The organism is Neobacillus niacini (assembly GCF_000759675.1).
Lineage (GTDB): Bacteria > Bacillota > Bacilli > Bacillales > Cytobacillaceae > Neobacillus > Neobacillus niacini_A.
Genome location: NZ_BAWM01000020.1, coordinates 11,866 through 37,352, shown reverse-complemented (window position 1 = coordinate 37,352; position 25,487 = coordinate 11,866). Strand labels below are relative to the sequence as shown.

Genomic DNA, 25,487 nt, shown 5'->3' with positions numbered 1-25,487 from the left:
AGAAAGATTATGGAGTGGATTGTTTTAGTATTGATAGGGATAGCAGGTAGTTCCTTAGGCAGTTTAATTGGATTAGGCGGGGGGATTGTTATCGTTCCCTCCTTGCTCTTTTTAGGCTCTCTGTCTGCATTTGGTTATATCTCACCTCAGACAGCAGTGGGTACCTCCCTTTTTACGATGATTTTTACCGGTTTATCCTCGACGTTAGCTTATATGAAGCATAAAACGGTGGATTATAAAAGTGGCTTAATTTTTTTGATTGGAAGTGGTCCTGGGAGTATTCTGGGAGCATGGGTAACAGAAATTTTAAATTTAAAATCATTCAATTTATTTTTTGGGATTTTTATTATATTTGTTTCATTTGTTCTGTTATTAAAAGATAAACTAAAGCCGATTCCATTTCGTAAAGATAAGGGGATTGTCAGAAGCTTTACGGATAACTCAGGGAAAATCTTTGAATATGGATTTAACCCTTGGCTGGGAGTTATTATCTCGTTTTTTGTCGGTTTTCTATCAGGTATTCTGGGTGTTGGCGGCGGATCGTTAATGGTGCCGACCATGATCCTGTTCTTTTTCTTTCCACCTCATGTAGCGACAGCAACATCGATGTTTATGATCTTACCAACATCAATCCTCAGCTCCATTACCCATATCACTCTAGGGAATGTTGATTGGCTGCTTGCATTGGCATTAGTTCCTGGGGCATGGATAGGTGCGAAAGTCGGTGTCTATTTAAACACAAAGCTAAAAAGTAAAACAATTGTATTTTTACTACGAACCATACTAATAATCGTTGGCATACGATTAATTTATCAAGGTATTTTTGGTTAAAAAGGAAGCGAATCATGCATGGAATTCATTCACATCTATCATACAAATGATCTTCACAGCCATTTAAAACGATGGCCGAGAATTCAGCATTTCTTAAAAAGCCGAAGAACACATCATGAAGAAGCTGGGGAAGAATTTTTTCTTTTTGACATAGGTGACTTTATTGACCGTTGGCACCCACTTTCTGAGGGAACACATGGGCAGGGGAATATTGAGCTGTTAAATGAAAGTCGTTATACGGCTGTTACTATTGGTAACAATGAAGGAGTCAATTTTCCTTATGAAGGGTTGAACCATTTGTATGACAACAGGGATTTTGATGTAGTATTAGCTAATCTCTATAACAGTAACTGTCAACATCCAACATGGCTAAAACCATACAAAATTTATCAGACAAAAAAGGGTACACGGATTGGTGTGATTGGACTAACAGCCCATTTTACGCTTCTTTATGGGCTATTAGGCTGGCGTCTGACAGAGCCGATTGAAGAGTTGAAAAATTGGATAAAACCATTAAAGGAACAATCTGATGTAATCATCCTACTTTCTCATCTCGGACTTAACCATGATGAGCGAATTGCTATGGAATATCCAGAGATTGATGTCATTCTTGGGGGTCACACCCACCATACACTTCCTGAAGGAAAGCAGGTGGAGAAGACTCTGCTTGCCGGGGCTGGGAAGCATGGAAGGTTTGTCGGGCATGTTACCCTTCAAGTCGATAAACGAAACCCTATTAGCTCACAGGCTAAATTGTATAATGTAATGGAGCTTTCGGCATTACCAGATGAGAAAGCAATCTCCAAGGAACTTTACCGTAAAGGGAAAAAGTTATTAAATCAAAAAATTACTACACTTCCTAAAGAACTTCCACATGATCCATTTCAAGCAACTGAGCTAGCCAAGATTCTATGCCAGGCTCTAAGAGAATGGTGCAAAGCGGATTGTGCCTTTATTAACGCTGGTCTTATTTTGGGCCCATTATCAGGAAATGTGACCTCATATGATTTACTGTCTATTTGTCCTCATCCTATTAATCCTTGTAAAATCGAACTCACTGGCATGGAATTAAGGGAGGTTTTACTTGAAACGAAAGATGAAAACTGGGCGTATAAGCAAGTTGTCGGGCTTGGGTTTAGGGGTTCGGTAATGGGTGTCAGTGTTTACGACCGGATTACTTTTAATGAAAACAAAGATATCTATATAAATGGTATGGAACTGGATTTAGCTCAAACCTACTCTCTTGCCGTTCCAGATATGTTTACCTTTGGACATTTTTTTAAAGAGATTTTTCCAAATAATAAAAAAGAATATTTCCTTCCTGAGTTTTTGCGGGATTTATTAAAATGGAAATTGCAGTCCTAGTTTGTTACACGCTTTTTCTTTTGCTTTCATAAGTTGATAGTGAGGAAAGGAGTGTGTAAATTGATTGAGCTATCACCGGTAGAGATTAATGGTCACACGTTCTTGGCTGTTACTGTATTACTACCAAAAACAACACTGCTCTCCATAAGCAGTGACAAGGGATATATTATGTGCGGTGCCTTAGATGTGGGTTTATTAAATGAAAAGTTAAAGGATCGCAAAATCATTGCCGCTAGAGCGGTAGGTGTAAGAACCATTGACCAGCTCCTTAATGCTCCAATGGAGTCAGTTACAGCCGAGGCGGAAAGCTTAGGTATAACGAAGGGAATGCTAGGAAAAGATGCCTTGCTGAAAATGATTTGAAAAGCTTGCACTCATGCAGGCTTTTTCTTATGCCTAGCTCTCATAAATTTATAGGCTAGTTCACCTCTTTCCCGCATACATATAACATGTAAGGGGGGATCATATTTGGTTAAGTTTCGTGTGCGTCACCGAAAACGGGGACCGTTACCTTTCCGATACGTAATGTTATTATCGTTTGTATTCTTTCTTTTGTCTACTGCGATGGGAATATGGTTAGTTAACAAGGGGATTGAACCTTCCCTAATGAGATATGCGGAATCCAAAACAAAACAAATTGCCTCACAGGTTATCAATAAGGCGATTAACAAAAAAACGGTAGAAGTGGGAGATGTCATTGCGGTTGAAGCTGGTCAAAATGGTGCGCAGCCAAGTGCAAGTTTAAAAACGGAAGTGATTAACCAGAAATTATCAGAAATCACCAATGAAATACAGAAAAACTTAAATGCAGCAGAAAAAGGAGATCTTGATTCATTAGAGAAATTAACAGACGTTGATATTGAGGTAAATACAGAGAAACAGGATGGGATTGTTTGGAATGTGCCGCTTGGTCAAGCAACCAACATGGCATTGTTAGGAAATTTAGGTCCAAAAATACCAGTAAGGTTTCATGCAATCGGTGAAGTAAGACCAGATGTTAAAATTAACCCCAAACCAATGGGAATCAATAATACATGGATTGATGTTGCCATCCATTTAGAGGTTTCAGTACAAATCATTACGCCGTTTGCAACGGAAATTACTAAATTAGAGCAGAATATTCCAGTGGGCGGAAGATTAATTCAGGGCGAGGTACCACAATTTTATAATAATGGCGGCGGCGGGGTTACTCCATCCATTGAAATACCATCTCCTGAAAGTTAAGAGGACTGTCAATCGACAGTCCTTACTTTTTTATCTAGCTACAGCGCCTAGGGGCTCGGGGTCATAAGTCACCCCCTGAAGAAGGCAAAAAACGCCTTCTTGCAGGGTGCGTCATATGCCTGTCACCCCTGGACAAGGCGCTTCCGCTTTTATCTCTTCTTTACTAATGCATGTCTTTCTTGCTGTTTCCACAATCTTAAATGTGGCGTTGGGTCAAAGGACCATTCGGTGTAACCATTATCTTTATACATACCATAGTGCAAATGAGGAGGAAATTTTCCGGATGTCCCCGGTGGTCCATAACCTGAACTGCCGACACCGCCAATCATGGTTCCTGGTTCAACGATTTGACCAACTTTTAAATCTTTAGCAAAACCGCTAAGATGAGCAAAATAATGATACGTATTATTAATATCACGAATTCCTACTCTCCAGCCACCAAACTTATTCCAGCCCTTCATTTCAACTATGCCATAATTTGTAGCACGTACAGGAACACCATAGTCTGCAAATATGTCTGTACCCTCATGAATTCTTCTGCCTCCCCAGCCCCTAGCATCACCCCAAGTACTGCGATAGCTGTGATTGCTGCGCAGCGGTAGAGGAAATACATGTGTATCTAATTCTAACCGACCAAAATGGCGGTAAATTTGCGCCTTGCCAACAATAATGCCAACTGTCTTATCACGCTGATAATAATTCCATAACCCGATTTTAATATTATCGTGATCTGTTCCATATGAAAGAAGATAATTGGCAAAAGCATATAAGACATCTTCGTCATTTTTTAAACTAGCTTTACCATCTCCATCCCCATCAACGCCCATACCGTTGAAAAACTGGATAATTGCAGGGTTTTCTTCCTCAGTTTTTGGATTTGTTGGACCAGCCCATTTCTCGGGGGTGAAATAAATCCCAATCACACTTTCCGCTTTAGGTAAGTCTTTACGTACCTGTCGGATATTCCTTTCGTATTGATCCACTGCTGCTAAGTAATACCAAGGAATTTGCGTGAGTGTTTCCACCTTTTTGTAAAGCTTCATTCTTTCCTGATGCTCATCAGGACCTTTAGCATGAGCATCCCTGAGAGAAAGGCTCATAAATAAGAGGATAGTTCCAATTATCAGAAATGCCCGCACAGGAATCCTCCTTCCGATTATTGTACGCTTTTAGTTTATGATTTCTAGGCAATTTCATTATGGACAATAATTGGAAATAGGAGCTTACGAAGTTAGTCTGCTTGTCGTTGTTACAAAAAGTATGGTAAAGTGACAAGGAGCAAACTCATTTATAGGGGTGGAAAAGTGAGCAGAAATGAAGAATACCTAAGAAAACCGGAATGGTTGAAAATAAAATTAAATACGAATGAACATTATACAGGCTTAAAAAAAATGATGCGCGAAAAAAACCTACATACGGTATGTGAGGAGGCGCGCTGCCCCAATATTCACGAATGTTGGGCTGAAAGAAGAACGGCTACCTTCATGATCCTCGGTGATACATGTACACGTGCCTGCCGTTTCTGTGCAGTTAAAACAGGATTGCCAACAGAATTAGATTTGGCAGAACCAGAACGAGTGGCAGATTCTGTTCAATTAATGAACTTAAAACATGTTGTGGTTACTGCGGTAGCCCGGGATGATTTAAAAGATGGCGGTGCAGGAGTTTTTGCAGAAACCGTTAAAGCGATTAGAAGAAAGAATCCTTTTACTAGTATTGAGGTTCTCCCATCAGATATGGGTGGAAAGGAAGAAAATCTAGCATTGTTAATGGATGCAAAGCCTGACATCTTAAATCATAATATTGAAACGGTAAGAAGACTTACACCAAGAGTTAGAGCACGTGCAAAGTATGAGCGTTCATTAGAATTTTTGCGCAGAGCGAAAGAAATGCAGCCTACAATACCAACGAAATCAAGCTTAATGGTTGGTCTTGGAGAAACAAAAGAAGAAATTATCGAGGTCATGGATGACCTAAGAGCAAATAATGTAGATATAATGACAATTGGACAATATTTACAACCCTCTAAGAGCCATCTAAAGGTTGAAAAATATTATCGTCCAGAGGAATTTGCCGAATTACGTGAAATTGCCATCACTAAAGGTTTTAGTCATTGCGAGGCAGGTCCGTTAGTACGTTCATCCTACCATGCAGATGAACAGGTTAATGCAGCAGCTAAGCATAAACAATTGCTTGGAGAAACTGAAGCAAAAGAAGCATAAGATAAAATGAAAAGCAGAAGCGCCTAGGCGCTGTAGTAGTCAAAAAAAGAGTTCAGTCCACTAGGGCTGAACTCTTTTTTTTAACGCTTCGTTCTATTTATAGTATCATTAGCTGTAGCACCGTTTTCGTCTTCACTATCGCTCATTCGATTGCCTTGTGGTGACTTTTTCATTAGTGTAATTAGTTGGTTTACCGAATTTCGTGCATTTCTGCTTGTTGAATCAAGATTTGCAAGATTTTCCACATCTCGCATTAGGTTTTTATCGTCAGATACATACACATGATAAAATCTTGGAACAACTGACATAGCTGTTCTTTTTACCTGGTCTGCCGTTTGATTACGGTTCTTAGTATCTGAACTATAGGCAATTAGAACTTCTTGGTCTGTCACTAAAGTAGCTACATCATTTACATTAGGTACGTCCGTGCTCAGCTGACTAATAATATTAGCAACTTGTTCACGGTCAATAGCCGAATAGTGTTCAGTTCCTCCCCGGTCATTCTGGATAGGGCTTTTTTGATGACGAACAAAGCCATAATCATCGCTCACATTTCGAACACCACGACTGCCGCCTTCATTATAAAGCTCTTCTCTTTTGTTATTGACATTTATGGTATCTCCGCTTTCTTCATAAACATCACGATTTGCCATATCCTTTGAGCAGCCTGCTGCTGTTAGGAGTAAACAAAAACCAATGATCATCGACCATTTTTTCACTTAAAGCACCTCCTTTTTTTAGAATAGCCAAATAACTGATTTTTTTTCTTAGTAATTGATGGTGAATCGGTTATAATGAAAGAAAGATTTACTGGTAAATTTGAGGTGATAACATGATCAATATCAACGGCTCCACGTATGAAATAGTGCAGGAACACAGAGAGGCCTTTAATGATGAAGCCTTAAAGGCGAGATATAGTGATATATTATCTAGATATGATTATATTGTCGGGGATTGGGGTTATGGACAACTCCGGCTTAAAGGCTTTTTTGAAGATCAAAATCAAAAAGCTACCTTTGATACCAAAATCAGTACTTTAAGTGAATATTTGTATGAATACTGTAATTTTGGCTGTGCCTATTTCGTTCTAAAAAAAGTAAAAAAATAAAGGCTCGCCATTTGGCGAGCTTCTTTATTATTGATTATACGGAGGTTGTTCATCACTCTCTGGGTCGTCATGTGTTGGGTGAGCCCCTTCCATTTGCCGTGGAATATTCTGATGAAACGTTTTATCCTCATAATTAAAGGCGCTATAAAAGCGCTGCCCTTCCTGCCAGGGAGTGCTTTTATTTTCAACTGGCTCATTTTTACCTATAGGAGATCCATAGGGACCTTCTGGGTATTCCTCTGCAGTTAGAAAGTTCTTCTGCTTTTCAACATTGGATAAATCAAAATAGTTTCTTTCTTTCTTATCCGCCATACTCTCACTCCTTTTTAATAATCTAGCTGCAGCGCCTAGGGGCTCGGGGTCATAAGCCAATCCGTCAAGAAGGTTGAAAAACAACCTTCTCGCCGGCTCGTCTTATGCCTGCCGCCTCTGTGCAAGGCGCTTCCACCTTTTGTTCTTAGTATGTAAAAAGGAATGATAAAAAATTATAGTAATTCTAATAAAAAGGAACGTAATTCTTCTGCGTCCTCTTCATTTAATTGAAAAGCGTATTCTAAATACCCTTCCTCTTTCAAGTCATCCTCACCAATGATCGCAAAGCGATTCCCTTGTATATCGAGGACAAGATGTTTTCCATAATGACGGTCAGTTTTAACAATTGCCAAATCAAATCGCTGGTTGTCACCAACAAAGCTTACAAATCGTGTTTTTGTATCCTCTGTATCATCGTATAAGAAAAAACGTTCTTTCATGTATTGTGTTCTCCTTTAGTTAATTTCTCCATCCTTTTTATATTACCAAATAATATGTCAGTGGGGGAATATTGAAGTAAATAGAATATTGTTAAAAATTTACTGAAGGGGAAAACCGAATACTGTCAAATTGTGTTACAATATACTTATTATTGTCGTATGTTGCTTCTGAGAGGGATGGAGTCCATGGACTGTCGTTACATGAATAAAGTTAAAAGTGTGATGCAATGGGGAAAGATTATTTTACCTCTTTCGTCCATACGCTATTACCCTCCTCAATTTACCTTGCGCAATCCTTTAATAGAAGGGGTAACGAATGCTTTTGATGCTGGGCACGAGGTAGCAGTAATAGTTTTTAAATTAAGTAACCAAAAGGATGTAATTGAACAGGCAGAAACCCAGCAGCAGCATTCTAAGATGTTGAAAAATATGAAGAAACTTTTTCAAATAGTTGTGGAACAAGAAGTTAACCCAAAGGAATTTATTACCCTTCATGATTATTATGGGGAAGGAATTACCCTATTAATTACCGTTGACCATGATCGACATTCTATTTCAAATATTGATATTATAATGAAAAAGATATCAAACGAAGTAGCGCAAAGATTCATGAAATTGTATTCTTCTGTGTATCCGACTTTTGAAGCAGGGTATATGTTTGTCGATAAATATGAATATTCAATCCAAGATTCTATATTAAAAGCGCACAGACAAGCAATTGGCATTGCTGAGAAGCGAGAGCAGCTAGAGATTAATGAAATGCTGTTTGCGATCAACAAAATTATTACCAAGAAGGCTATTACCTTGTTAGCACAGCCAATTATTGATGTGGCCACAAATGAGATACGTGCATGGGAACTGCTTACTCGTGGTCCAAAAGGGACTGCTTTAGAAGCTCCTTTACAGCTTTTTTCTGTGGCAAGACAAACAAGCCGTCTGTATGAATTAGAAATGATTGTGTTGGAAAAAATGTTCCAGCAAGTAAAAGCATCTCGCTGCCGTCAAGATATATTTGTTAATTGTACCCCTTTAACTCTAGGGAATATTAGATTTACCAGTGATTTGAAAATGTTACTACAGAAATATAGGGGTATATCCCCGAGGAAAATTACCTTTGAAGTCACAGAACGGGATTCAATCGAAGGTTTGAAGAATTTTGCTTTTAATATTAATGTATTACGTTTAATGGGATTTAAGATTGCTGTTGATGATACAGGAGCAGGTTATGCAAGCTTAAATACGATCAGTGAACTCATGCCTGATATAATAAAGATTGATCGTTCTGTGATTGAAAATATAGATAAAAACTCTGTAAAGGAGTCAATGTTAAAGGGATTGCTCCTTATAGCTAAGGAGGCGGGGTCTTTAGTGGTGGCGGAAGGAATCGAAAACCAAGAGGAGGCTTCCGTATTAACTAGAAATAATGTTGACTTAGCACAGGGGAATTTTTACGCGCGCCCAGCTATGTTTTTTAATGAAATTGCAACGAGATGATTATTAATGAGGAAGTGGATGAAATGTATTTTGTAGACCGCGAAAAGTTGGAGACAACATTGGTTTTCTTAGAAAAGCAAATCAGCCTATTTTCTAGTCAGAATCAATGGTCAACACCGATAGAAAAAGCAGCATTAGAACGGATTACACATCTTATGATTGAGTCGGTGTTAGATGTGGGTAACGCGATGATAGATGGGTTTATTATGAGAGACCCTGGCAGTTATGAGGATATTATCGAGATATTAATGGACGAAAAGGTTGTATCGGATGAAACAGGTAAAAGCTTAAAAATACTAGTCCAGTATCGGAAGGTACTCGTCCAGTTGTATACGGAGATTGACCACAGTGAACTTCAAAAACAATTTTACAGCCATATTAATGCCTTAGCTTTATTTCCTAAGAATGTACGAGACTATCTTGCGAATGAACTAGGTCCAGTATCGGCATTTAGGGAGTGATCAACATGAAAAAGTATAAAGGTTATTTAATTGATCTTGATGGAACGATGTATAAAGGATCAGAAAAAATTGAAGCGGCAGGAGATTTTGTGAAAAAATTAAGGGATAAAGATATTCCTTATTTATTCGTAACCAATAATTCATCCCGGACTCCTGCTCAAGTTGCTCAAAAGTTAAGGGAATTTGATATTCCTGCAGAAGAAGACCTTGTTTTTACAACGAGTCAGGCAACGGCGAATTATATATATGATCAAAAGAAGAATGCGTCCGTTTATGTAATTGGGGAAGAAGGTATTCGTACGGCATTGGAGGAAAAGAAATTTACCTTTGCTGGAGAAAATGCAGATTATGTGGTAATCGGAATTGACCGTGAAATTAGCTATGAAAAATTAGCCGTAGCATGCCTGGCTGTCCGTAATGGTGCTTCCTTTATCTCAACAAACGGAGATATAGCGATCCCAACAGAAAGAGGCTTATTCCCTGGAAACGGTTCGCTCACGTCTGTAATTGCCGTTTCAACAAAGACCAAGCCGACTTTTATTGGGAAGCCTGAATCAATCATAATGGAACAGGCGTTAAAGGTTTTAGGAACCTCTAAAGAAGAAACACTCATGGTTGGTGATTATTATGAGACCGATATTTTAGCAGGGATGAATGCAGGGCTTGATACACTCCTAGTTCATACGGGTGTAACAACGAAGGAATTACTTGCTGACTATGACCGAAAACCAACATATGCGATTGATTCATTGGATCAATGGGAGCCGTAAGAAAAGGATGGATAGAACTCCATCCTTTTCTTAGATTTGAACTTAGATTACTGTCTAGCTCCAGCGCCTAAGGGATCGGGGTCATAAGCGTGTCTAGTTTCGGCACCTTGGGACTCGAGTCATAAGCCGCCCCCTGAAGAAGGCAAAAAGCGCCTTCTTGCAGAGTTCGTCTTATTCCTTCGTCCCAGAGCAGTCGCCTCCACATTTCTGTCAATCCGTCAAGAAGGTTAAAGAGCAACCTTCTCGCCGGCTCGTCTTATGCCTGTCGCCCCTAGGAAAAATTGAAATGCATTTTTCCCTGTTCAAGGCGCTTCCGCTTTTCTATTCAACATGTGCTGCTCGGTGAGCTAGTCTGCTTGAGGCGGCAGCTGCGATTGCACCGATGATGTCATCTAAAAATGTGTGACATTCTCCAGTTGATTTATCGTTCAAATGAGCTAATATACCTGGCTTTTGCTTATCGATATACCCATAGTTCGTAAAACCAATGGATCCATACACATTTACGATGGACAGTGCTAAAATTTCATCGACGCCATAAAGACTTTCATCTGTTTTGATAATGGATTGAATGGGTTCTTCCAGCATGTTTTTCTCGGCTAACATATCTAGCTGAATTCCCGTTATGATGGCATTTTGGACCTCACGTTTTGATAGGACGCGTTCCACGTTTGCAATACAGTCTTCCATTTTTAAGTTTTCATGGTATTTTTCCTGCAAGAAATAGACTAAATCAGCAATATCCTGAATATCTACGCCTCTTTCTTTGATCCATCTTCGTGCAGTTTCTTCTGTTAAATCCATTTTTTTATCTTCTGCCATCCATTTATCACCTTTTCCTTGGAATTTTTCACCTATTCTTAATTCTTAACATATGCTCGGTAATTTGAAAAGGAACGAATGAACCATCACCCTCCTTACAGATTTCTCCTATACCGTTTTTCTTATACTTTTATTCCGTAAGAAGACAACAAGTTTTTTGGGCTACTACATATATATGACATAGGAGTAGAAAAGAGAAGGGGTGGAAGGGTGCTGCAAAAATTACTTGAAAATAAGTATGGAATACAAGTCGATGAATACGTAAAATTAGACTCTTACGATGCGCTTAGAGGAAATGGCTGGCTTTATTTAGTTGCGAAATCTAACGGAAGAGAAGCTGAAGATATTAATGAACTAGAGAAAATTGCGGAACACTTAAGGAAAAATGGAGATCCCCATGTACCAGCCTTTTTACAATCTAATGAGGGAGACTTCATTACTACCTGGGAAAATCAGCAATATTGTGTGCTTGCAAATCGGCAGTTAGAAAAACCTGCAAAAGTGAAAATAGGAAGAAAGTTAGCGAAATTTCATGAGCGAGGGAAAACAGTCCCATTTAAAATTGAAAGGTCAAGCAGAATTGGACAATGGAAGCAATTATGGGAAAAGCGGTTGGACCAAATTGAAAAGGTATGGAGTGAACTTCTATATCAAACACCTGACGATGATTTTGAACGGATGTTTATTGATTCATTTCCATACTATATTGGTTTAACAGAAAATGCGATCCAGTATTTGGTTGATACCGAGCTGGACGATGAACCGAAAGAATCGGATAGTGGAACAGTGTGTCATGAACGTTTTTCATATGACTCTTGGGGAGCTAATTATTACATTAAGGACCCATTCGATTGGGTTTTTGATCATCGCAGTCGTGATCTTGCAGAATGGTCTAGGGAGCGATACTTTAGGAATACACAAACCTACGAGATTGATGTGAGACAGTTTTTCGTCGATTATCAAAGTATTGCCCCTTTATCCTCTTTTTCGTGGCGCTTATTATTTTCCCGGTTATTGTTTCCGCTTCATTACTTTGAGTGTATTGAAAATTATTATATAACTCGGTCCGAACAGAATAAGAAACTGTTAGAAGAACAGTTAAGTAAGATGTTAAAGCAATCAACAGAGTATGAACGCTTTTTAGGCCATTTTTATCATACAGTTGGAGCACCATTAAAACCATTAAAAATTCCTCAATTAGACTGGTTATCGATCAGATAATGAAAAAGCGATTGCTCTTTGTTAGCAATCGCTTTTTTCGTTATTAAAATACTTGTTCTACTTCAACTACACCAGGAACTTCTTCTAAAAGTGCTCTTTCAATTCCTGCTTTAAGGGTAATCGTTGAGCTTGGGCAGCTTCCGCATGCACCTAGTAAACGCAGTTTAACAATACCATCCTCAACATCAACTAACTCACAATCTCCTCCATCGCGAAGAAGAAATGGACGTAATTTATCTAAAACTTCCTGAACCTGCTCAAACATTTCTTGTACTTCTTGTTCTGCCATACTTATCGTCTCCTTCCTACCTTATATTATAATGTCATTGAAGGGAAAAATCCATTCTCATGAAATGGGAATGCGCACATTTACAACCATATTTTTATGTATTCATAGTTTAAATGATGTAAAATAGAAGAAAAAGGCAGGATTGATGGAATGACAAATACTACAGTTGAAATTATCCTCTATGGTGCTGAACAATTATGTCCGAGCTGTGTTAACTTACCCTCATCAAAGGAAACATTTGAATGGCTAGAAGCGGCTATTTCAAGGAAGTTCCCAGAACAACCTTTCAAAATGACGTATGTTGATATTTATCAACCACCTAATGAAAGTGAAAAAGAGGACTTTGCTAAAAGAGTTATTGAAGACGATCTTTTTTATCCTGTCATTGTTATTAAGGATAAAATCGTCGGAGAAGGAAACCCGAGATTAAAAACAATATTTAGTGAGTTGGAAAAATATGGCTACAAAGCGATTCAGGCAGAATAAACATAATCGAAACTGATTTGGCTTAATATGGACCTTTTATGGTGCCAACTTTTCAAGCAAAAAGGTAATGAAAGCCCGAAGACTGCAAAAAGAAGAGCTGACGGTCACTCATAAAGGTGATGAGAGCCCAAAAACTGCAAAAAGAAGGACTGACAGTCACTCATAAAGGTGATGAAAGCCCGAAGACTGCAAAAAGAAGAGCTGACGGTCACTCATAAAGGTGATGAGAGCCCGAAGACTACAAAAAGAAGAGTTGACGGTCACTCATAAAGGTGATGAGAGCCCGAAGACTGCAAAAAGATGAGCTGACGGTCACTCATAAAGGTGATGAGAGCCCAAAAACTACAAAAAGATGAGATGGCGGACACTCATAAAGGTGATGAAAGCCCGAAGACTACAAAAAGAAGAGCTGACGGTCACTCATAAAGGTGATGAGAGCCCGAAGACTGCAAAAAGAAGAGCTGACGGTCACTCATAAAGGTGATGAGAGCCCAAAAACTGCAAAAAGAAGGACTGACGTTCACTCATAAAGGTGATGAGAGCCCAAAAACTACAAAAAGATGAGATATAAGTCGAAAAACAGTCACCATGGACCCATCATGGTGACTATTTTTTATGAAAAAATCGAAATACGGTCACCATGGACCTTTCATGGGACCACTTTTCTTTATTTGAATTTCTATCAAGTTAGCCCTAGTTTTTTTAAGTTGATATAAAAAAACAGTGCAGATGCACTGTTTGAATTACTCCCTCTTGAAAGGGAAATTTAGTTATCATCCGTTATGGTACTTGTAGAGCCAAAGAACTCCAGATTTTATTAAACGAGCAACTCGACCTGTAATCGCACGGTCTGCCATCATACCAAAACCATGTTTCTTACCAAGGGAACCTAGAACACCTTTTAATTTAATGGTTGGGAATTCTGCCGGTGGCTCCTCGCCATTCCAGCGCTTCTTCAACACTTCGACGATTTGCTCCGCCTGTCCCTCTGCTAATTGAGCACTTGGGGCATGTGGTAGGCTAGCGCAATCTCCTAGAATAAAAACATGCTCATCATTCGGTAAATGATGACGAGGTGTGATAATGAGTCTGCCTGAGCGGTCCATTTCTTCCCCTAATTCACGAACAACCTTATTCGCCTGGATACCAGCGGTCCAAACAATCACATCACACGGGATAGGCTCATCATGGTTGTAAAGCAAATTTTCCTCAACTTTTGTGATATTAGAGTTATTAATAATTTCAACATTATTTTTATGAAACCAATTTTCAACATATTTACTTAAGCGGTCAGGAAATGCAGGAAGAATGTGTTTACCACGATCAAATAGTTTAATTATTAAGTCGCCACGACTTTCACTTAATTCACTAGCAAGCTCCACACCACTAAGACCTGCACCCACGATACCAACAACAGATCCTGGTCCTAAATTATTTAGTACCGAATAGGTCTTGCGGGATTTTTCAATGCTTTGAATGCTGTATGTGTATTGATCTGCACCTGGTACATCATGATACTTGTCCTCGCAGCCTAGACCGATGATTAAGGTGTCATAGGAAATAGGCTCTGAATCTTTAAGGAGGACCTTTTTATTATCTTTTTCAATTCCTGTAACTTCCCCATATTTAATCTCTAATTGAGGATGTTCTGGAAAGGAAACGCGCAACTCCTTATCAGAAACAGTTCCTGCCGCCAAGGCATAATATTCAGTTTTCAAACAATGGTATGGAACGCGATCAACAAGTGTAATTCTTACATCCTCAGGTAAATTGTTTGGAAGAAGTTCAGTCAAAATCTTCATTCCGCCGTATCCGCCACCGAGAATTACAAGGTTTTTCATTTTATTATCCCCTTTGTAAACCAGTAATCATGTCTATATTTTAAGTTGTAAATAATAGTAATATAGTCTTTAAATCCATTAAAAGTATAGCTGAATTATGACAAAATAACAACACATATGACAATTTTATTGACATTTCGACATGAAACATGGTATTTGACGTAGCTAAAGAAAGATAGTAGGATAATATGTTGTGGAGAGGTGATAGCCATGTTAATGCCAATTATTGAATTTTGTATGAGTAATCTAGCTAGTGGTGCCCAAAAAGCTCTGGAGAGGTTAGAAAAAGACCCGAATCTTGATATAATTGAATATGGATGCCTCGGATATTGCGGGAAATGTGCTTCCACTCTTTTTGCACTTGTAAACGGTGAAGTTGTAACAGGTAATACACCTGATGAACTTGTGGAAAATATCTATCAATACTTAGATGAGAATCCAATGTTTTAATAAAATGGGGCGGAATTCCGTCCCTTTATTTTATTCTCAAAGTTTAATTAGTTGAGTCATAAAGTTACAGTGTATATACTATAAGAAAGACCTCAACAAGGAGGAAAAATGAATGAGTAATGATGTTGTTATTTTAACGGAAGCTGCGGCTCTTCAAATAAAAGAAATGATGAAACACAATGAAGAAGAAGGTGCCCTTTTGCGTGTTAGTGTAAAAGGTGGAGGCTGCAGTGGTTTATCATACGGTATGGGATTCGATCATGAAGTGAAGGAAGAGGATCTCCATTTTGCTCAGCATGGAATTCAAATTCTTGTGGCTAAAGAGGATGCCCCGATATTAAATGGTACAAAAATTGATTATAAGCAATCGATGATGGGCGGCGGATTTACCATCGATAATCCTAACGCGATTGCATCTTGCGGCTGTGGTTCATCGTTCAGAACCGCAACAGCAACAGGTACACCAGAAGAATGCTAATAAAAGTAAAAGGCACCTCTAGGGGCGCCTTTTGTTCGTTAATTTCCAAACATTGATGAACTGTGAAGAGGCTGGATTTTTGCTTTTGGATCGATAAATGCTTTTGCATTGTTGACAGCGGTAGGCGCTTCACCAAATCCGCAGGCAATCAATTTTACTTTACCTTCATAGGTACAAATATCTCCTGCAGCATAAATTCCTGGTACAGTTGTTTCCATTTTAGAGTTAACGACAATAGAATTCTTCTCGATTTCTAAGCCCCATTCTTTAATTGGACCTAGAGAGGAAACGAAACCATAGTTACAAATAACCGCATCCACATCAATAGCTTCCTTGCCATCCCCATTTACTCCAGTAAGGACAACTTGCTTAATACCGCTGTCATCACCAATTAATTCAGCAGGTACAAAAGGAGTTTTAACAATTACTTTTGAGTTATTCAGGTTCTCAACACTATGCTCATGTGCTCTGAATTTATCTCTTCGGTGAACAATCGTTACTTCCTTGGCAATAGGCTCTAACATTAATGCCCAGTCCACAGCTGAATCACCGCCGCCAAACACAACAACTTTTTGACCAGCAAACTTGTTAAGGTCGTCAATAAAGTAGTGTAGGTTTTTACGCTCATATTGTGCAGCACTTTCAAGTTCTAATCGGCGTGGTTGGAATGCACCGTTTCCTGCAGTAATAATAACTGTTTTTGAATAATGTACTTCGGAATTGGTTGTTAATTTGAAGGTGCCATCTTCTTGTTTTTCCAATTTCTCAACGGATTGCTCTAAAGCAACAGCTGGCTCAAACTTTGCCATTTGCTCCTTTAGGTTATTGATTAGTTCTTGTGCACGGACCTTTGGAAATCCAGCAACGTCGTAAATATATTTTTCTGGGTATAGTGCCGATAATTGACCACCTAATTGTGGTAAGCTTTCAATAATCTTTACAGAAGCTTGTCTCATTCCGCCGTAAAAGGCAGTAAATAGACCGGTAGGACCGCCCCCAATAATGGTAATATCATAAACTTTTTGATCTTCTTGCACCCTATATCCCCCCAACTATGTAGTAACAGACTCCATTCCTTATAATATCACAAAAACATAAAATCCTCACAACTTTTGGGAAATATTCAGATAGTTAAGATAGGAAAATTTCTATTATTTTTTTAAAAAATAATCCTATAAATCACTTGAAAATGTGAAGAGTTTAGCATAATATGTATGGAGGATAGATGTTAAATTTGTGTGACAAAAAAAGAAACAATTTGTGACACTATACGTGAAGTATATCACAAACTTTTTTCCTCTAAACAAAATAAAAATGTAAAAAGCTGAGGAAGATAAGAACAAGTATTTTACTTAAAATAAAAAAGGTGGAAGTGATCACTTTGAGAAAGCCAAAAATAGTTATTGTTGGTGCGGGGTATGGCGGGCTTATGACAACTGTAAGGTTGCAAAAGCTTGTTGGAGTGAATGAAGCAGATATCGTTTTAATTAACAAAAATGACTACCATTATGAAACTACATGGCTGCATGAGGCTTCTGCAGGCACACTTCATCATGACCGTGTACGTTATGACATTCGTGATGTTATTGATAGAAGTAAAGTTGATTTTGTTCAAGATACAGTTGTTGAAATCAAGAAAGAAGAGAAAAAGGTAATCTTAGAAAAGGGCGAAGTTGAGTATGATTACCTCGTTATTGCTCTTGGAGGAGAACCAGAAACTTTCGGAATTAAAGGCTTAAAGGAGTATGCTTTTGGAATTACAAATGTAAATTCTTCACGCCAATTACGTGAGCATATTGAGTATCAATTTGCCACTTATAACATGGAAGAAGAAAAGAATGACAATCGTTTGGTGATCGTGGTTGGCGGTGCAGGCTTTACAGGTATTGAGTTCTTAGGTGAATTAACGAATCGAGTACCTGAACTATGTCACGAATACGATGTAGACTCTCACAAAGTAAAAATTCTTTGTGTAGAAGCGGCACCAACTGTTCTTCCAGGCTTTGACCCTGAGCTAGTAAACTATGCTGTATCCCAATTGGAACGTAAAGGGGTAGAATTCTTAATTGGAACAGCGATTAAAGAATGTATGCCTGATGGAATCATTGTAGCAAAAGGTGAAGAAGAACCACGTGAAATAAAAGCTGAAACTGTAGTTTGGGCTGCTGGTGTACGTGGAAATTCAATTATTGAAAAATCAGGTTTTGAAGCAATGAGAGGTCGTGTGAAAGTACAGCCTGACCTCCGTGTACCAGGCTTTGATAATGTGTTTATTATCGGTGATAGCTCACTTGTTATCAATGAAGAAATCAATCGTCCATATCCACCTACAGCACAAATTGCTATGCAGCAAGGTGAAGTCGTTGCACGTAACATAGCAGCATTGGTCCGAAATAAGCAGGAGCTTGAAACCTTTACGTTTGATAATAAAGGAACAGTATGTTCACTTGGTCATGATGATGCCATTGGTGTTGTGTTTGGTAAAAAGGTAACTGGCAGCAAGGCGTCCTTGATGAAAAAAGTAGTCGACAACCGTTCTCTATACATGATCGGCGGCGCTGGACTTGTATTAAAAAAGGGTAAATTTAACGTATTCTAATTACTAATTTGGCAAAAGGGCAGAGAAATCTGTCCTTTTTTTGTTACTATATATATAAATAGGTTTTGCGAGGGGGGCTCTTATGAGTAATAAAGAGAAACGAGGCAAGGTTTGGTTAGCGGTTGGAGGGTTAGTCAAATCTTCTGAGGGGCATTGGCTGGTCGTAAAAAAGCGTTATGGCGGTCTAAAGGGAAAGTGGTCACTTCCTGCGGGTTTTGTAGACGAAGGTGAAACTGCTGATGAAGCAGTGGTTAGGGAAGTAAAGGAAGAAACGGGAATAGATTGCGTTGTCAAGGGATTAATTGGGCTACGAACAGGTGTGATCTCAGAAGAAATTAGTGATAATTTGCTCGTCTTTTTACTTGAGCCGCTTGATGAAGGGGGATTGCAGCATCAGGAAAATGAGCTATATGAGGCAAAGTTTATATCACCTGAAGAACTCCTCCAAGAAAAGGATGCTTCCATTATGCTACACTACCTAATCAATCAAAATGAATCTTCCGTTACCAAGCCAGGTTATGATGGCCTAAACCCTGGAGATCAGTTTAAGTACAGTGTCTATAAATTATTTTTTTAATATTTAGAAAATTTAAGTAACGTTTAGAAAATGAAAGGAAACTTATGATGTATCCGTTTTCTTACCTAAATATGATTAAATATCGTCCTTTTCTTTCTGTCTAATTTTTGATATATTATCAGAAAATTTAAATAATATTTTAAGGAGCTGATTTGAATGAAAACGACTAGTGTAGATACTAAAAAATGTGATTATTGTTCAGGTACGGGATATTTTCAATTACTGCTCGGGGGTTCTGAAACATGTACCTGCTGCGCGGGGTCTGGAAAGAAACAGGAAAAATATTAATTCTAGCTTCTAAAGTCAACTAGAGCTGCTTCCACGAGAAACTTCGGGAAGCTATTTTTTTTGAATTTTTTTCCACGTATATGTACCTATAAACTGATGTGTAAGGATTGACTCCCTTTTGGACATTAAGTAAACTTATAAATGATGTGTAAAGGAGGTATTTCCATGCAGATGAGTATTGTAGTATTAATCATTTCGATCTTGTTATTCTTTGTGTTGTTTTTTGGAATTGGTTTTATTCTAAATATGCTTTTAAGAATGTCTTGGATCATGGCAATTATATATCCGATTATTGCTATATTTATTATTGATAAGGTAAAGTTTATCGAATACATTACAAATAGTAAAATTGCGTTTCAAGAGCTTGGGCAAAAGTTAGGGTCATTAGCAACGGCTGATATCCTCATTTTACTAAGTGGGTTAGCTGGAGCAATTGCGGCTGGTGTTACAATCAAAATGTTACGGAAAAATGGATATCAAATGTTTTAAGACTCTTAACCGGGTTAAGCCGGTTAAGAGTTTTTTGTTTTAATTCGCTTTTTTTAAATGGGTTTTTACTTCTTTTTGAATATTTCTGGGCAGGTTGGGAAATGAATATTTTGGGAGGAGTGAAAATTTTAATGAATACAATCAAAACTGGGACAAAGCGTTTTGCAATGACCGTTCTTTTCCTGCTTGCCATACTAGTGACTTTACAAACTATTACAGGTATAAATCTTAAATTGTTCATTAAACAATTGGTACAACTTGAAGCACATGCCGCTTCAAACGAACCAACTTCAGAGACACCACCGGCTTTAGAGGATGCCTTTGACTGGACTAAATACCCGAAAAAAACGGTAATCGCAACAGGATATACTGCAGGAGTTGAATCCACAGGAAAAAATGAAAGCCATCCTGAGTATGGAATTACCTATTCAGGCGTAAAAGTAAAACGAGATTTATATTCTACTGTAGCAGCAGACTTATCTGTTTTTCCAATTGGAACCATTCTCTTCATTCCGGGTTATGGCTTAGGGGTTGTAGCTGATAAAGGCGGGGCTATTAAGGGGAATAAAGTCGATCTATATTATGAAACGGTTGAGGATGTATATAACAAATGGGGTAAAAAGGAAATCGATGTATATATTATTGAGCAAGGAAATGGAAAACTAACAGAAGCTCATTTACAGGCATTAAATGAAGACAAATCAATGCAGGTATTCCGTCAGCAGTATATTCGTTCAGAGAGAAAATAGTGCAGGCTTAAAGCCTGCTATTTTTATTGGTGGAATGTAATGAAAATACTTAGAAAGTCGAAAGATATTCATTTATCCGATATAATGAATAGGTAATTCACACGGAGGTGGGAAAACCATGTTTGATGTTAAAAATGAGATTGATCTCTCTGCAGGTCACGAAGGATTGATTATTGGGCTTTTTGATAAACCTGAAAAGTTTACAGGTACCTTGGAGAAGCTGGATGAACAATTTGAAGGTCAATTAAGGGAGCTTGTCAAAGCTGGTGATATTTCAGCCAAGTTTAAAAATATTAGTAAAGTACATAGTTTCGGGAAAACTGGAGCAAAAAGAATTTGGTTTGTGGGTCTTGGAAAGGAAAAGGAATTTAGTTTTGAGAGGCTGAGTGAGGCTTTAGGGAAGGCGTATAAAGCGCTAAAAGCAAGTAAGCTCCAAGAATGTGCTGTTCTTTTAGATTCCTTTACTGCAGAGCCTGTAAACGGACAAGAAGCTGCACATGCTGTAAGCGAAGCATTTGCGCTATCTACCTATCAATTTCATGGTTACAAGCAAAAATCAAATGAGCCAGAGAAGAAGTTAGGAAAAGTTACAGTCTATAGTGAAAGTCCTGATAAGGAAGAAATTCATGCTTCTCTAACAGTGGGTCTTGCTTTTGGAAAAGGTACAAACTCTGCTCGTTCACTTGTAAATATTCCAGGCAATCTGCTGACAGCGAAAGACATGGCCGATTATGCCCAAGAGCTAGCTTCCAAATATAATTTTGAAGTTGAAATTCTCGATAAAGAAGAGATTGAAAAGCTAGGTATGGGGGCTTTCTTGGCCGTTAACCAAGGATCCACAGAGCCACCTAAGATGATTGTTCTCAAGTACCAAGGGAAAGAACAATGGCAGGACGTTATTGGACTTGTTGGAAAAGGAATCACCTTTGACACAGGCGGCTATTCTATTAAAACGAAGGCTGGAATTGTAGGTATGAAGACGGACATGGGCGGAGCTGCGGCTGTTCTTGGTGCAATGGAAATCATCGGGGAATTAAAACCGGAACAAAACGTTGTCGCGGTTATCCCTTCAACGGATAATATGATTTCGGGTAATGCCTTTAAACCAGATGATGTAATCACCTCCATGAGCGGAAAGACAATAGAAGTCTTAAATACTGACGCAGAAGGCAGACTTGTCTTGGCAGATGCTGTAACCTATGCGAAGCACCATGGTGCGGAATATTTAGTTGATGTGGCAACCTTAACAGGTGGTGTCATCACTGCACTTGGATTACATACAACGGGTGCAATGACCAATCACGAAACATTATATGAACAAGTATTGGAAGCCTCAATGGAAGCAGGAGAGCCAATCTGGCAATTACCATTGTTTGAGAAGGATAAAGAACGAGTAAGAAACAGCAAAGTGGCAGATTTAAACAATTCCCCTGGAAGTGAAGGTCATGCTATTGTAGCGGGTGCCTTTATAGGTGAATTCACAGAGGGGACTCCTTGGGTCCACTTGGATATTGCTGGAACCTCTACGACTTCTAAGGAACATGATCTTGGCCCAGCTGGAGCTACTGGTGTAATGACCAGGACACTTGCTTTATTTGTTGAGCGTTTTGAGCCAATTGAAAAATAATGTTTAAAGCCATGATGTTAGATTAATTTTTCCTTTTAAGAAAGGCTGTGTTAAAGCTAAATGTTGATATTGGCACTCTGTTGATTTGCGCGGAAGGCACGAAGACTCCTGCGGGAGGACGGGGCAGGGGAGACCCCACAGGCGCTTAAGCGCCGAGGAGGCTCCCCGGACCGCCCGCGGAAAGCGAAGTGCCTGGAGCGCAAATCAATAGACAAATTTAACACAGCCTTAAGAAAAATAAAGCCCACGAAATTTCACATTTCGTGGGTATTTTGTTTATATTTCAAGGAGTAACTCTCATGTTAGAGGAATCGATAATTTCTTTAACTGGTCATGAAGACAAAACTAGTAAGCGTCGAAGAAGATTTGTCCTTAAGAGGGGGTCTTGAAGAAATAGATCTCTGGCCAAACCTTAAATCTATATATCACGAAACGGGCGCTACCACATTTCTATTTGCCCAACCCATCTGCCATCTTTTTGCATATGAAGTAGTGTAGGCAAGTATAGAGATTAAAAGGAGGTTTGTTGGATGTATCAATATCGAAGTCCATATCCAGTAAGTGATCAGAGATTTATTGGTTTTGGTCTGCCATTTTTAGGCGGTTTAGTGGGTGGACTATTAGGAAGTGCATTATTTTATCCTCGACCATTTTACGGTTATCCGCCCCCATTCTATGGGAACCAATTCTATGGGAACCAATTTTATGGAAATCAATTTTCAGGTTACCCTGGATTCGGGGCACCTGGTTTTTATTAAGATGTTTAAAAAAACAGCTTTCGAGGCTGTTTTTTCTTTTTATAGAATAAAAGGAAATTACGCTATAGAAAGAGAATATACAGATACAAACAATGAATCGAAAGGAAGAAAAGGATGATTAAAAACACATTAATTGAAACGTTAGGTATAGAAATAACTCATTTAGAACCGGGGAAAGTCATCGCAACAATGCCAGTAGATGAAAGAACACGCCAGCCATTTGGTTTATTACATGGCGGTGCTTCCGTGGCACTAGCAGAAACGGTCGCAAGTATTGGGGCATATGAATTGGTGGATAAAGAAACAGAAGGCGCTGCTGGTTTAGAAATTAACGCTAACCATGTTCGTTCTATTACAGAAGGAACCGTAACAGCTGTAGGAACAATCCTGCATCAAGGAAAAACAACTATGGTTTGGGATATCAAAATTACGGATGAAAAGGACCGGCTCATCTGTATTTCAAGATGTACAATCGCAGTTATTAAATTAAAAAAGTGACCTTAAAAAGGATGGGGTATTTTCCATCTTTTTTTTTGGTTAATTGAAAAAATATTTAAAAAATTCATGTTAATTTCGTGATATAATGTAAGAAATATAGAGAATTAGTACAATACTTTGTACAGGTTTCTTTATATAATAGTAGTAAGAAAATGGTCAAAAAAGGTGGTGAAAGTATGAAGGAAAAGAGACAAACTATCTTTATTGATTTTGAATTTACCATGCCTGAACGAAATGTTCGCATGAAAGACTTTTTCGCAGAGATTATTGAAGTAGGACTCGTGGCAGTCGTTGATGATCAAATTACTGAGCAATTCTCATCCTATGTAACACCGCTTAAGTTCCCTATTCTTTCTGAACGCTGTAAATCATTCTTACATATTTCACAGCAACAGGTTGACCAGGGAATTTCATTTTATGAACTCATCCGAAAGTTAGGAGAATTCAACAATCAATATGAAACTACCATCGTCACTTGGGGAAATATGGATATGAAGGTTTTGCGGCACAATTGTTTAGAGGCAGGTGTGGCATTTCCTTTTAAAGCAGTGGAGTTGGATTTATCAATGGAATATAAGCGGTTTTTCGGGGATCAAAATCAAACGGGATTATGGAAAGCTGTACAGGAATATGGGAAAGAAGGAACTGGAAGGCATCACAGGGCACTGGATGATGCATTGACTACCTATAATATATTCCGACTTGTTGAAAAGGATAAACGCTATTTAGAAAAGCCCAAACCAACCACAATTGGTGACCGCATCGATTTTTCAAAACTATTAAATGAATTCGCATAAAAGGCCAAATCATTCAATCTGATTTGGCCTTAAATTATTTATTTATAATAATCTTTTTCTAGAGAAGCAATACTATTTAGACTCATTTCTGCCCACTTGGATGCATTTTCTGTTAATTCATTTTTCATTTTTTCAACTGCTAGTCTTAATGATTCGAGATAGTCAGGTACTTCTTCCTTGAAAGGCTTTACCATTTGCTTTGGAATATTGGCCTGCTCTCTATAGGAAAGAGCTTTTCTTTCATGGAAAATAAGTACATCTGCTTCTTTTGGATTATGTAAATCACCTTGCATTGGATGTTTGACAACAGCTAAAACTCTGACTAAATAATGCTGTGGACGAACTTCTGTTATTTCCCCAATATATTTCCCTGTTTTATAAATTCCGGTAACAATTTCGCCAATCTGCAATTCTGACATCAAGTTCCCTCCTTCACTCTTCTATCCATATATATTATATAAAAAACAAAGTGCAAAAAACAAAAATATCGGTTAAATTAATTATATGGAGGGATGATAAATGAGAAAGATTTTGCAATTTTTGTTCGTGCTAATCGTTGGAATTCTTGTCTTGGCTGGTTGTGGGACAAGCCAGGAGAAAGAGGAAGCGGCACCTAAGAGTACTGCTCCAAAAACAGAGGAAAAGGAAGGGAGCGATCAAGTGGCAGACGCAGTTTATCCTCAACTTTCAAATGAGGTTTCAGAAAATGAAAAACTCGTTGAAATAGAAACGACAATGGGAAACATTAAAATTAAATTGTTCCCTGAATATGCGCCAAAAGCAGTAGAAAATTTTGTGAAGCATAGTGAGGAAGGGTATTATGATGGACTGATCTTTCACCGGGTAATCAATGACTTCATGATTCAGGGTGGTGACCCGAATGGAGACGGAACTGGTGGAGAAAGTATTTACGGTGAGCCATTTGAGGACGAATTCTCAACCAACCTTTTCAATTTACGCGGAGCATTATCTATGGCTAACTCAGGGTCAAATACGAACGGCAGCCAATTTTTTATTGTACAAAAGAAATCAGTAGATCCATCAATGAAAACTGAAATGGAAAAGGCAGGATTTCCAAACGAAATTATTGAGGCCTATGAGGGTAGGGGAGGCACTCCTTGGCTAGACAAGCGCCATACAGTTTTCGGACATGTAATTGAGGGAATGGATATTGTTGATAAAATTGCTGAAACTCCTGTAGACCCTAAGGATAAACCAGAAGAAGATGTGATTATTAAAGATATTAAGGTATTGAAGTAACCTTTTTGGATTCATTTAATGGCAGGATACA

32 protein-coding genes are annotated in these 25,487 nt (G+C 38.5%); 23 read left to right on the top strand and 9 right to left on the bottom strand.

Annotation, left to right across the window (positions count from 1 at the left end):
- The first annotated feature begins 9 nt into the window (after window positions 1–9).
- The 4 genes from TR08_RS10145 to yunB all read left to right on the top strand — a co-directional run bounded on the left by TR08_RS10145 (window position 10) and on the right by yunB (window position 3,420).
- Window positions 10–831 carry a sulfite exporter TauE/SafE family protein gene (locus TR08_RS10145; protein ID WP_045517986.1) on the top strand — a complete coding sequence of 274 codons (822 nt, stop codon included), beginning with the start codon at window positions 10–12 and terminating at the stop codon, window positions 829–831.
- Window positions 832–849: 18 nt separating this feature from the next.
- Window positions 850–2,196: a bifunctional metallophosphatase/5'-nucleotidase gene (locus TR08_RS10140; RefSeq protein ID WP_045517985.1), complete on the top strand. Its 1,347-nt coding sequence runs from the start codon at window positions 850–852 to the stop codon at window positions 2,194–2,196.
- 60 nt (window positions 2,197–2,256) lie between these two features.
- Window positions 2,257–2,559: a YunC family protein gene (locus TR08_RS10135; protein WP_045517984.1), complete on the top strand. Its 303-nt coding sequence runs from the start codon at window positions 2,257–2,259 to the stop codon at window positions 2,557–2,559.
- Window positions 2,560–2,664: 105 nt separating this feature from the next.
- On the top strand, window positions 2,665–3,420 hold the full coding sequence (gene yunB, locus TR08_RS10130) for a sporulation protein YunB (protein ID WP_045517982.1): 756 nt from the start codon (window positions 2,665–2,667) through the stop codon (window positions 3,418–3,420).
- 149 nt (window positions 3,421–3,569) lie between these two features.
- On the opposite strand, the gene TR08_RS10125 is transcribed toward yunB, so the two are convergent.
- Complete coding sequence (locus tag TR08_RS10125; protein WP_045518555.1) at window positions 3,570–4,520, bottom strand: M23 family metallopeptidase; 951 nt, start codon at window positions 4,518–4,520, stop codon at window positions 3,570–3,572.
- A gap of 186 nt (window positions 4,521–4,706) precedes the next feature.
- On the opposite strand from TR08_RS10125, the gene lipA reads away from it, so the two are divergent.
- Complete coding sequence (gene lipA / locus TR08_RS10120; RefSeq protein WP_335451984.1) at window positions 4,707–5,642, top strand: lipoyl synthase; 936 nt, start codon at window positions 4,707–4,709, stop codon at window positions 5,640–5,642.
- 80 nt (window positions 5,643–5,722) lie between these two features.
- Here the strand turns inward: lipA and TR08_RS10115 are convergent, their stop codons facing one another.
- On the bottom strand, window positions 5,723–6,361 hold the full coding sequence (locus TR08_RS10115) for a YhcN/YlaJ family sporulation lipoprotein (protein ID WP_045517979.1): 639 nt from the start codon (window positions 6,359–6,361) through the stop codon (window positions 5,723–5,725).
- Between the two features lie 113 nt (window positions 6,362–6,474).
- Between TR08_RS10115 and TR08_RS10110 the strand changes: the two genes are divergently transcribed.
- A complete protein-coding gene (locus TR08_RS10110; protein WP_045517978.1) occupies window positions 6,475–6,750 on the top strand; it encodes a YutD family protein in 276 nt (91 codons plus the stop codon).
- A 27-nt stretch (window positions 6,751–6,777) separates the two neighbouring features.
- Here the strand turns inward: TR08_RS10110 and TR08_RS10105 are convergent, their stop codons facing one another.
- Complete coding sequence (locus tag TR08_RS10105; protein WP_045517976.1) at window positions 6,778–7,062, bottom strand: hypothetical protein; 285 nt, start codon at window positions 7,060–7,062, stop codon at window positions 6,778–6,780.
- A 173-nt stretch (window positions 7,063–7,235) separates the two neighbouring features.
- Window positions 7,236–7,502 carry a DUF3055 domain-containing protein gene (locus TR08_RS10100; protein WP_045517975.1) on the bottom strand — a complete coding sequence of 89 codons (267 nt, stop codon included), beginning with the start codon at window positions 7,500–7,502 and terminating at the stop codon, window positions 7,236–7,238.
- Window positions 7,503–7,703: 201 nt separating this feature from the next.
- On the opposite strand from TR08_RS10100, the gene TR08_RS10095 reads away from it, so the two are divergent.
- From TR08_RS10095 to TR08_RS10085, 3 genes are read left to right on the top strand one after another with little or no spacing between them, the layout of a single operon-like run.
- A complete protein-coding gene (locus TR08_RS10095; RefSeq protein ID WP_238579115.1) occupies window positions 7,704–8,996 on the top strand; it encodes an EAL domain-containing protein in 1,293 nt (430 codons plus the stop codon).
- Window positions 8,997–9,019: 23 nt separating this feature from the next.
- Complete coding sequence (locus tag TR08_RS10090; protein ID WP_045517972.1) at window positions 9,020–9,457, top strand: DUF86 domain-containing protein; 438 nt, start codon at window positions 9,020–9,022, stop codon at window positions 9,455–9,457.
- Window positions 9,458–9,462: 5 nt separating this feature from the next.
- Window positions 9,463–10,227 carry a TIGR01457 family HAD-type hydrolase gene (locus TR08_RS10085; protein ID WP_045517971.1) on the top strand — a complete coding sequence of 255 codons (765 nt, stop codon included), beginning with the start codon at window positions 9,463–9,465 and terminating at the stop codon, window positions 10,225–10,227.
- A gap of 321 nt (window positions 10,228–10,548) precedes the next feature.
- Here TR08_RS10085 and TR08_RS10080 read toward each other — a convergent pair whose 3' ends face one another.
- Complete coding sequence (locus TR08_RS10080; RefSeq protein WP_045517970.1) at window positions 10,549–11,049, bottom strand: phosphatidylglycerophosphatase A family protein; 501 nt, start codon at window positions 11,047–11,049, stop codon at window positions 10,549–10,551.
- A gap of 210 nt (window positions 11,050–11,259) precedes the next feature.
- Between TR08_RS10080 and yutH the strand changes: the two genes are divergently transcribed.
- Complete coding sequence (gene yutH / locus TR08_RS10075; protein ID WP_045517968.1) at window positions 11,260–12,270, top strand: spore coat putative kinase YutH; 1,011 nt, start codon at window positions 11,260–11,262, stop codon at window positions 12,268–12,270.
- Window positions 12,271–12,313: 43 nt separating this feature from the next.
- Here the strand turns inward: yutH and TR08_RS10070 are convergent, their stop codons facing one another.
- Window positions 12,314–12,559 (bottom strand): NifU family protein, encoded by a 246-nt coding sequence (locus TR08_RS10070; RefSeq protein ID WP_081954428.1) that lies wholly within the window; start codon window positions 12,557–12,559, stop codon window positions 12,314–12,316.
- Between the two features lie 150 nt (window positions 12,560–12,709).
- Between TR08_RS10070 and TR08_RS10065 the strand changes: the two genes are divergently transcribed.
- Entirely contained in the window at window positions 12,710–13,045 is a 336-nt protein-coding gene (locus TR08_RS10065; RefSeq protein WP_045517966.1) for a YuzD family protein, read from the top strand.
- Between the two features lie 773 nt (window positions 13,046–13,818).
- On the opposite strand, the gene TR08_RS10060 is transcribed toward TR08_RS10065, so the two are convergent.
- On the bottom strand, window positions 13,819–14,886 hold the full coding sequence (locus TR08_RS10060; RefSeq protein ID WP_045517964.1) for an NAD(P)/FAD-dependent oxidoreductase: 1,068 nt from the start codon (window positions 14,884–14,886) through the stop codon (window positions 13,819–13,821).
- A gap of 210 nt (window positions 14,887–15,096) precedes the next feature.
- On the opposite strand from TR08_RS10060, the gene TR08_RS10055 reads away from it, so the two are divergent.
- Complete coding sequence (locus TR08_RS10055) at window positions 15,097–15,336, top strand: YuzB family protein (RefSeq protein ID WP_045517962.1); 240 nt, start codon at window positions 15,097–15,099, stop codon at window positions 15,334–15,336.
- 112 nt (window positions 15,337–15,448) lie between these two features.
- Window positions 15,449–15,814, top strand: coding sequence for a HesB/IscA family protein (locus TR08_RS10050; protein ID WP_045517961.1), 366 nt, complete (start codon window positions 15,449–15,451; stop codon window positions 15,812–15,814).
- A 38-nt stretch (window positions 15,815–15,852) separates the two neighbouring features.
- Here the strand turns inward: TR08_RS10050 and TR08_RS10045 are convergent, their stop codons facing one another.
- Entirely contained in the window at window positions 15,853–16,851 is a 999-nt protein-coding gene (locus TR08_RS10045) for an NAD(P)/FAD-dependent oxidoreductase (RefSeq protein WP_045517960.1), read from the bottom strand.
- A gap of 344 nt (window positions 16,852–17,195) precedes the next feature.
- Between TR08_RS10045 and TR08_RS10040 the strand changes: the two genes are divergently transcribed.
- From TR08_RS10040 to kapD, 9 genes are all read left to right on the top strand, one after another.
- Window positions 17,196–18,413 carry an NAD(P)/FAD-dependent oxidoreductase gene (locus TR08_RS10040; RefSeq protein WP_045517959.1) on the top strand — a complete coding sequence of 406 codons (1,218 nt, stop codon included), beginning with the start codon at window positions 17,196–17,198 and terminating at the stop codon, window positions 18,411–18,413.
- Between the two features lie 82 nt (window positions 18,414–18,495).
- On the top strand, window positions 18,496–18,990 hold the full coding sequence (locus TR08_RS10035; protein WP_045517958.1) for an NUDIX hydrolase: 495 nt from the start codon (window positions 18,496–18,498) through the stop codon (window positions 18,988–18,990).
- A gap of 156 nt (window positions 18,991–19,146) precedes the next feature.
- The gene (locus TR08_RS32470) at window positions 19,147–19,278 is read left to right on the top strand and encodes a YuiA family protein (protein WP_193747711.1); all 132 of its coding nucleotides are present in this window, start codon (window positions 19,147–19,149) and stop codon (window positions 19,276–19,278) included.
- 165 nt (window positions 19,279–19,443) lie between these two features.
- Entirely contained in the window at window positions 19,444–19,767 is a 324-nt protein-coding gene (locus TR08_RS10030) for a YuiB family protein (RefSeq protein ID WP_045517957.1), read from the top strand.
- Between the two features lie 131 nt (window positions 19,768–19,898).
- Window positions 19,899–20,516, top strand: coding sequence for a 3D domain-containing protein (locus TR08_RS10025; protein WP_045517955.1), 618 nt, complete (start codon window positions 19,899–19,901; stop codon window positions 20,514–20,516).
- A 118-nt stretch (window positions 20,517–20,634) separates the two neighbouring features.
- Window positions 20,635–22,143: a leucyl aminopeptidase gene (locus TR08_RS10020; protein ID WP_045517953.1), complete on the top strand. Its 1,509-nt coding sequence runs from the start codon at window positions 20,635–20,637 to the stop codon at window positions 22,141–22,143.
- A 530-nt stretch (window positions 22,144–22,673) separates the two neighbouring features.
- Window positions 22,674–22,901: a hypothetical protein gene (locus TR08_RS10015; RefSeq protein WP_045517951.1), complete on the top strand. Its 228-nt coding sequence runs from the start codon at window positions 22,674–22,676 to the stop codon at window positions 22,899–22,901.
- A 114-nt stretch (window positions 22,902–23,015) separates the two neighbouring features.
- Window positions 23,016–23,399 (top strand): hotdog fold thioesterase, encoded by a 384-nt coding sequence (locus TR08_RS10010; protein ID WP_045517949.1) that lies wholly within the window; start codon window positions 23,016–23,018, stop codon window positions 23,397–23,399.
- Window positions 23,400–23,575: 176 nt separating this feature from the next.
- Complete coding sequence (gene kapD, locus TR08_RS10005; protein WP_045517947.1) at window positions 23,576–24,196, top strand: 3'-5' exonuclease KapD; 621 nt, start codon at window positions 23,576–23,578, stop codon at window positions 24,194–24,196.
- Window positions 24,197–24,234: 38 nt separating this feature from the next.
- Here kapD and TR08_RS10000 read toward each other — a convergent pair whose 3' ends face one another.
- Entirely contained in the window at window positions 24,235–24,615 is a 381-nt protein-coding gene (locus tag TR08_RS10000; RefSeq protein ID WP_045517945.1) for a kinase-associated lipoprotein B, read from the bottom strand.
- A gap of 100 nt (window positions 24,616–24,715) precedes the next feature.
- On the opposite strand from TR08_RS10000, the gene TR08_RS09995 reads away from it, so the two are divergent.
- Entirely contained in the window at window positions 24,716–25,456 is a 741-nt protein-coding gene (locus tag TR08_RS09995) for a peptidylprolyl isomerase (protein WP_045517943.1), read from the top strand.
- Window positions 25,457–25,487 lie beyond the last annotated feature (31 nt).

Bases quoted from the DNA above. Each gene is read 5' to 3' on its own strand.
- TR08_RS09995 (WP_045517943.1), top strand. From the start codon at position 24,716: ATGAGAAAGATTTTGCAATTTTTGTTCGTGCTAATCGTTGGAATTCTT.
- TR08_RS10110 (WP_045517978.1), top strand. From the start codon at position 6,475: ATGATCAATATCAACGGCTCCACGTATGAAATAGTGCAGGAACACAGA.
- TR08_RS10145 (WP_045517986.1), top strand. From the start codon at position 10: ATGGAGTGGATTGTTTTAGTATTGATAGGGATAGCAGGTAGTTCCTTA.
- TR08_RS32470 (WP_193747711.1), top strand. From the start codon at position 19,147: ATGAAAACGACTAGTGTAGATACTAAAAAATGTGATTATTGTTCAGGT.
- TR08_RS10125 (WP_045518555.1), bottom strand. From the start codon at position 4,520: ATGAGCCTTTCTCTCAGGGATGCTCATGCTAAAGGTCCTGATGAGCAT.
- TR08_RS10100 (WP_045517975.1), bottom strand. From the start codon at position 7,502: ATGAAAGAACGTTTTTTCTTATACGATGATACAGAGGATACAAAAACA.
- TR08_RS10070 (WP_081954428.1), bottom strand. From the start codon at position 12,559: ATGGCAGAACAAGAAGTACAAGAAATGTTTGAGCAGGTTCAGGAAGTT.
- TR08_RS10080 (WP_045517970.1), bottom strand. From the start codon at position 11,049: ATGGCAGAAGATAAAAAAATGGATTTAACAGAAGAAACTGCACGAAGA.
- TR08_RS10140 (WP_045517985.1), top strand. From the start codon at position 850: ATGGAATTCATTCACATCTATCATACAAATGATCTTCACAGCCATTTA.
- TR08_RS10105 (WP_045517976.1), bottom strand. From the start codon at position 7,062: ATGGCGGATAAGAAAGAAAGAAACTATTTTGATTTATCCAATGTTGAA.
- TR08_RS10015 (WP_045517951.1), top strand. From the start codon at position 22,674: ATGTATCAATATCGAAGTCCATATCCAGTAAGTGATCAGAGATTTATT.
- TR08_RS10060 (WP_045517964.1), bottom strand. From the start codon at position 14,886: ATGAAAAACCTTGTAATTCTCGGTGGCGGATACGGCGGAATGAAGATT.
- TR08_RS10010 (WP_045517949.1), top strand. From the start codon at position 23,016: ATGATTAAAAACACATTAATTGAAACGTTAGGTATAGAAATAACTCAT.
- TR08_RS10065 (WP_045517966.1), top strand. From the start codon at position 12,710: ATGACAAATACTACAGTTGAAATTATCCTCTATGGTGCTGAACAATTA.
- TR08_RS10020 (WP_045517953.1), top strand. From the start codon at position 20,635: ATGTTTGATGTTAAAAATGAGATTGATCTCTCTGCAGGTCACGAAGGA.
- TR08_RS10000 (WP_045517945.1), bottom strand. From the start codon at position 24,615: ATGTCAGAATTGCAGATTGGCGAAATTGTTACCGGAATTTATAAAACA.
- TR08_RS10055 (WP_045517962.1), top strand. From the start codon at position 15,097: ATGTTAATGCCAATTATTGAATTTTGTATGAGTAATCTAGCTAGTGGT.
- TR08_RS10085 (WP_045517971.1), top strand. From the start codon at position 9,463: ATGAAAAAGTATAAAGGTTATTTAATTGATCTTGATGGAACGATGTAT.
- TR08_RS10035 (WP_045517958.1), top strand. From the start codon at position 18,496: ATGAGTAATAAAGAGAAACGAGGCAAGGTTTGGTTAGCGGTTGGAGGG.
- TR08_RS10095 (WP_238579115.1), top strand. From the start codon at position 7,704: ATGAATAAAGTTAAAAGTGTGATGCAATGGGGAAAGATTATTTTACCT.
- TR08_RS10090 (WP_045517972.1), top strand. From the start codon at position 9,020: ATGTATTTTGTAGACCGCGAAAAGTTGGAGACAACATTGGTTTTCTTA.
- kapD (WP_045517947.1), top strand. From the start codon at position 23,576: ATGAAGGAAAAGAGACAAACTATCTTTATTGATTTTGAATTTACCATG.
- TR08_RS10030 (WP_045517957.1), top strand. From the start codon at position 19,444: ATGCAGATGAGTATTGTAGTATTAATCATTTCGATCTTGTTATTCTTT.
- TR08_RS10050 (WP_045517961.1), top strand. From the start codon at position 15,449: ATGAGTAATGATGTTGTTATTTTAACGGAAGCTGCGGCTCTTCAAATA.
- TR08_RS10025 (WP_045517955.1), top strand. From the start codon at position 19,899: ATGAATACAATCAAAACTGGGACAAAGCGTTTTGCAATGACCGTTCTT.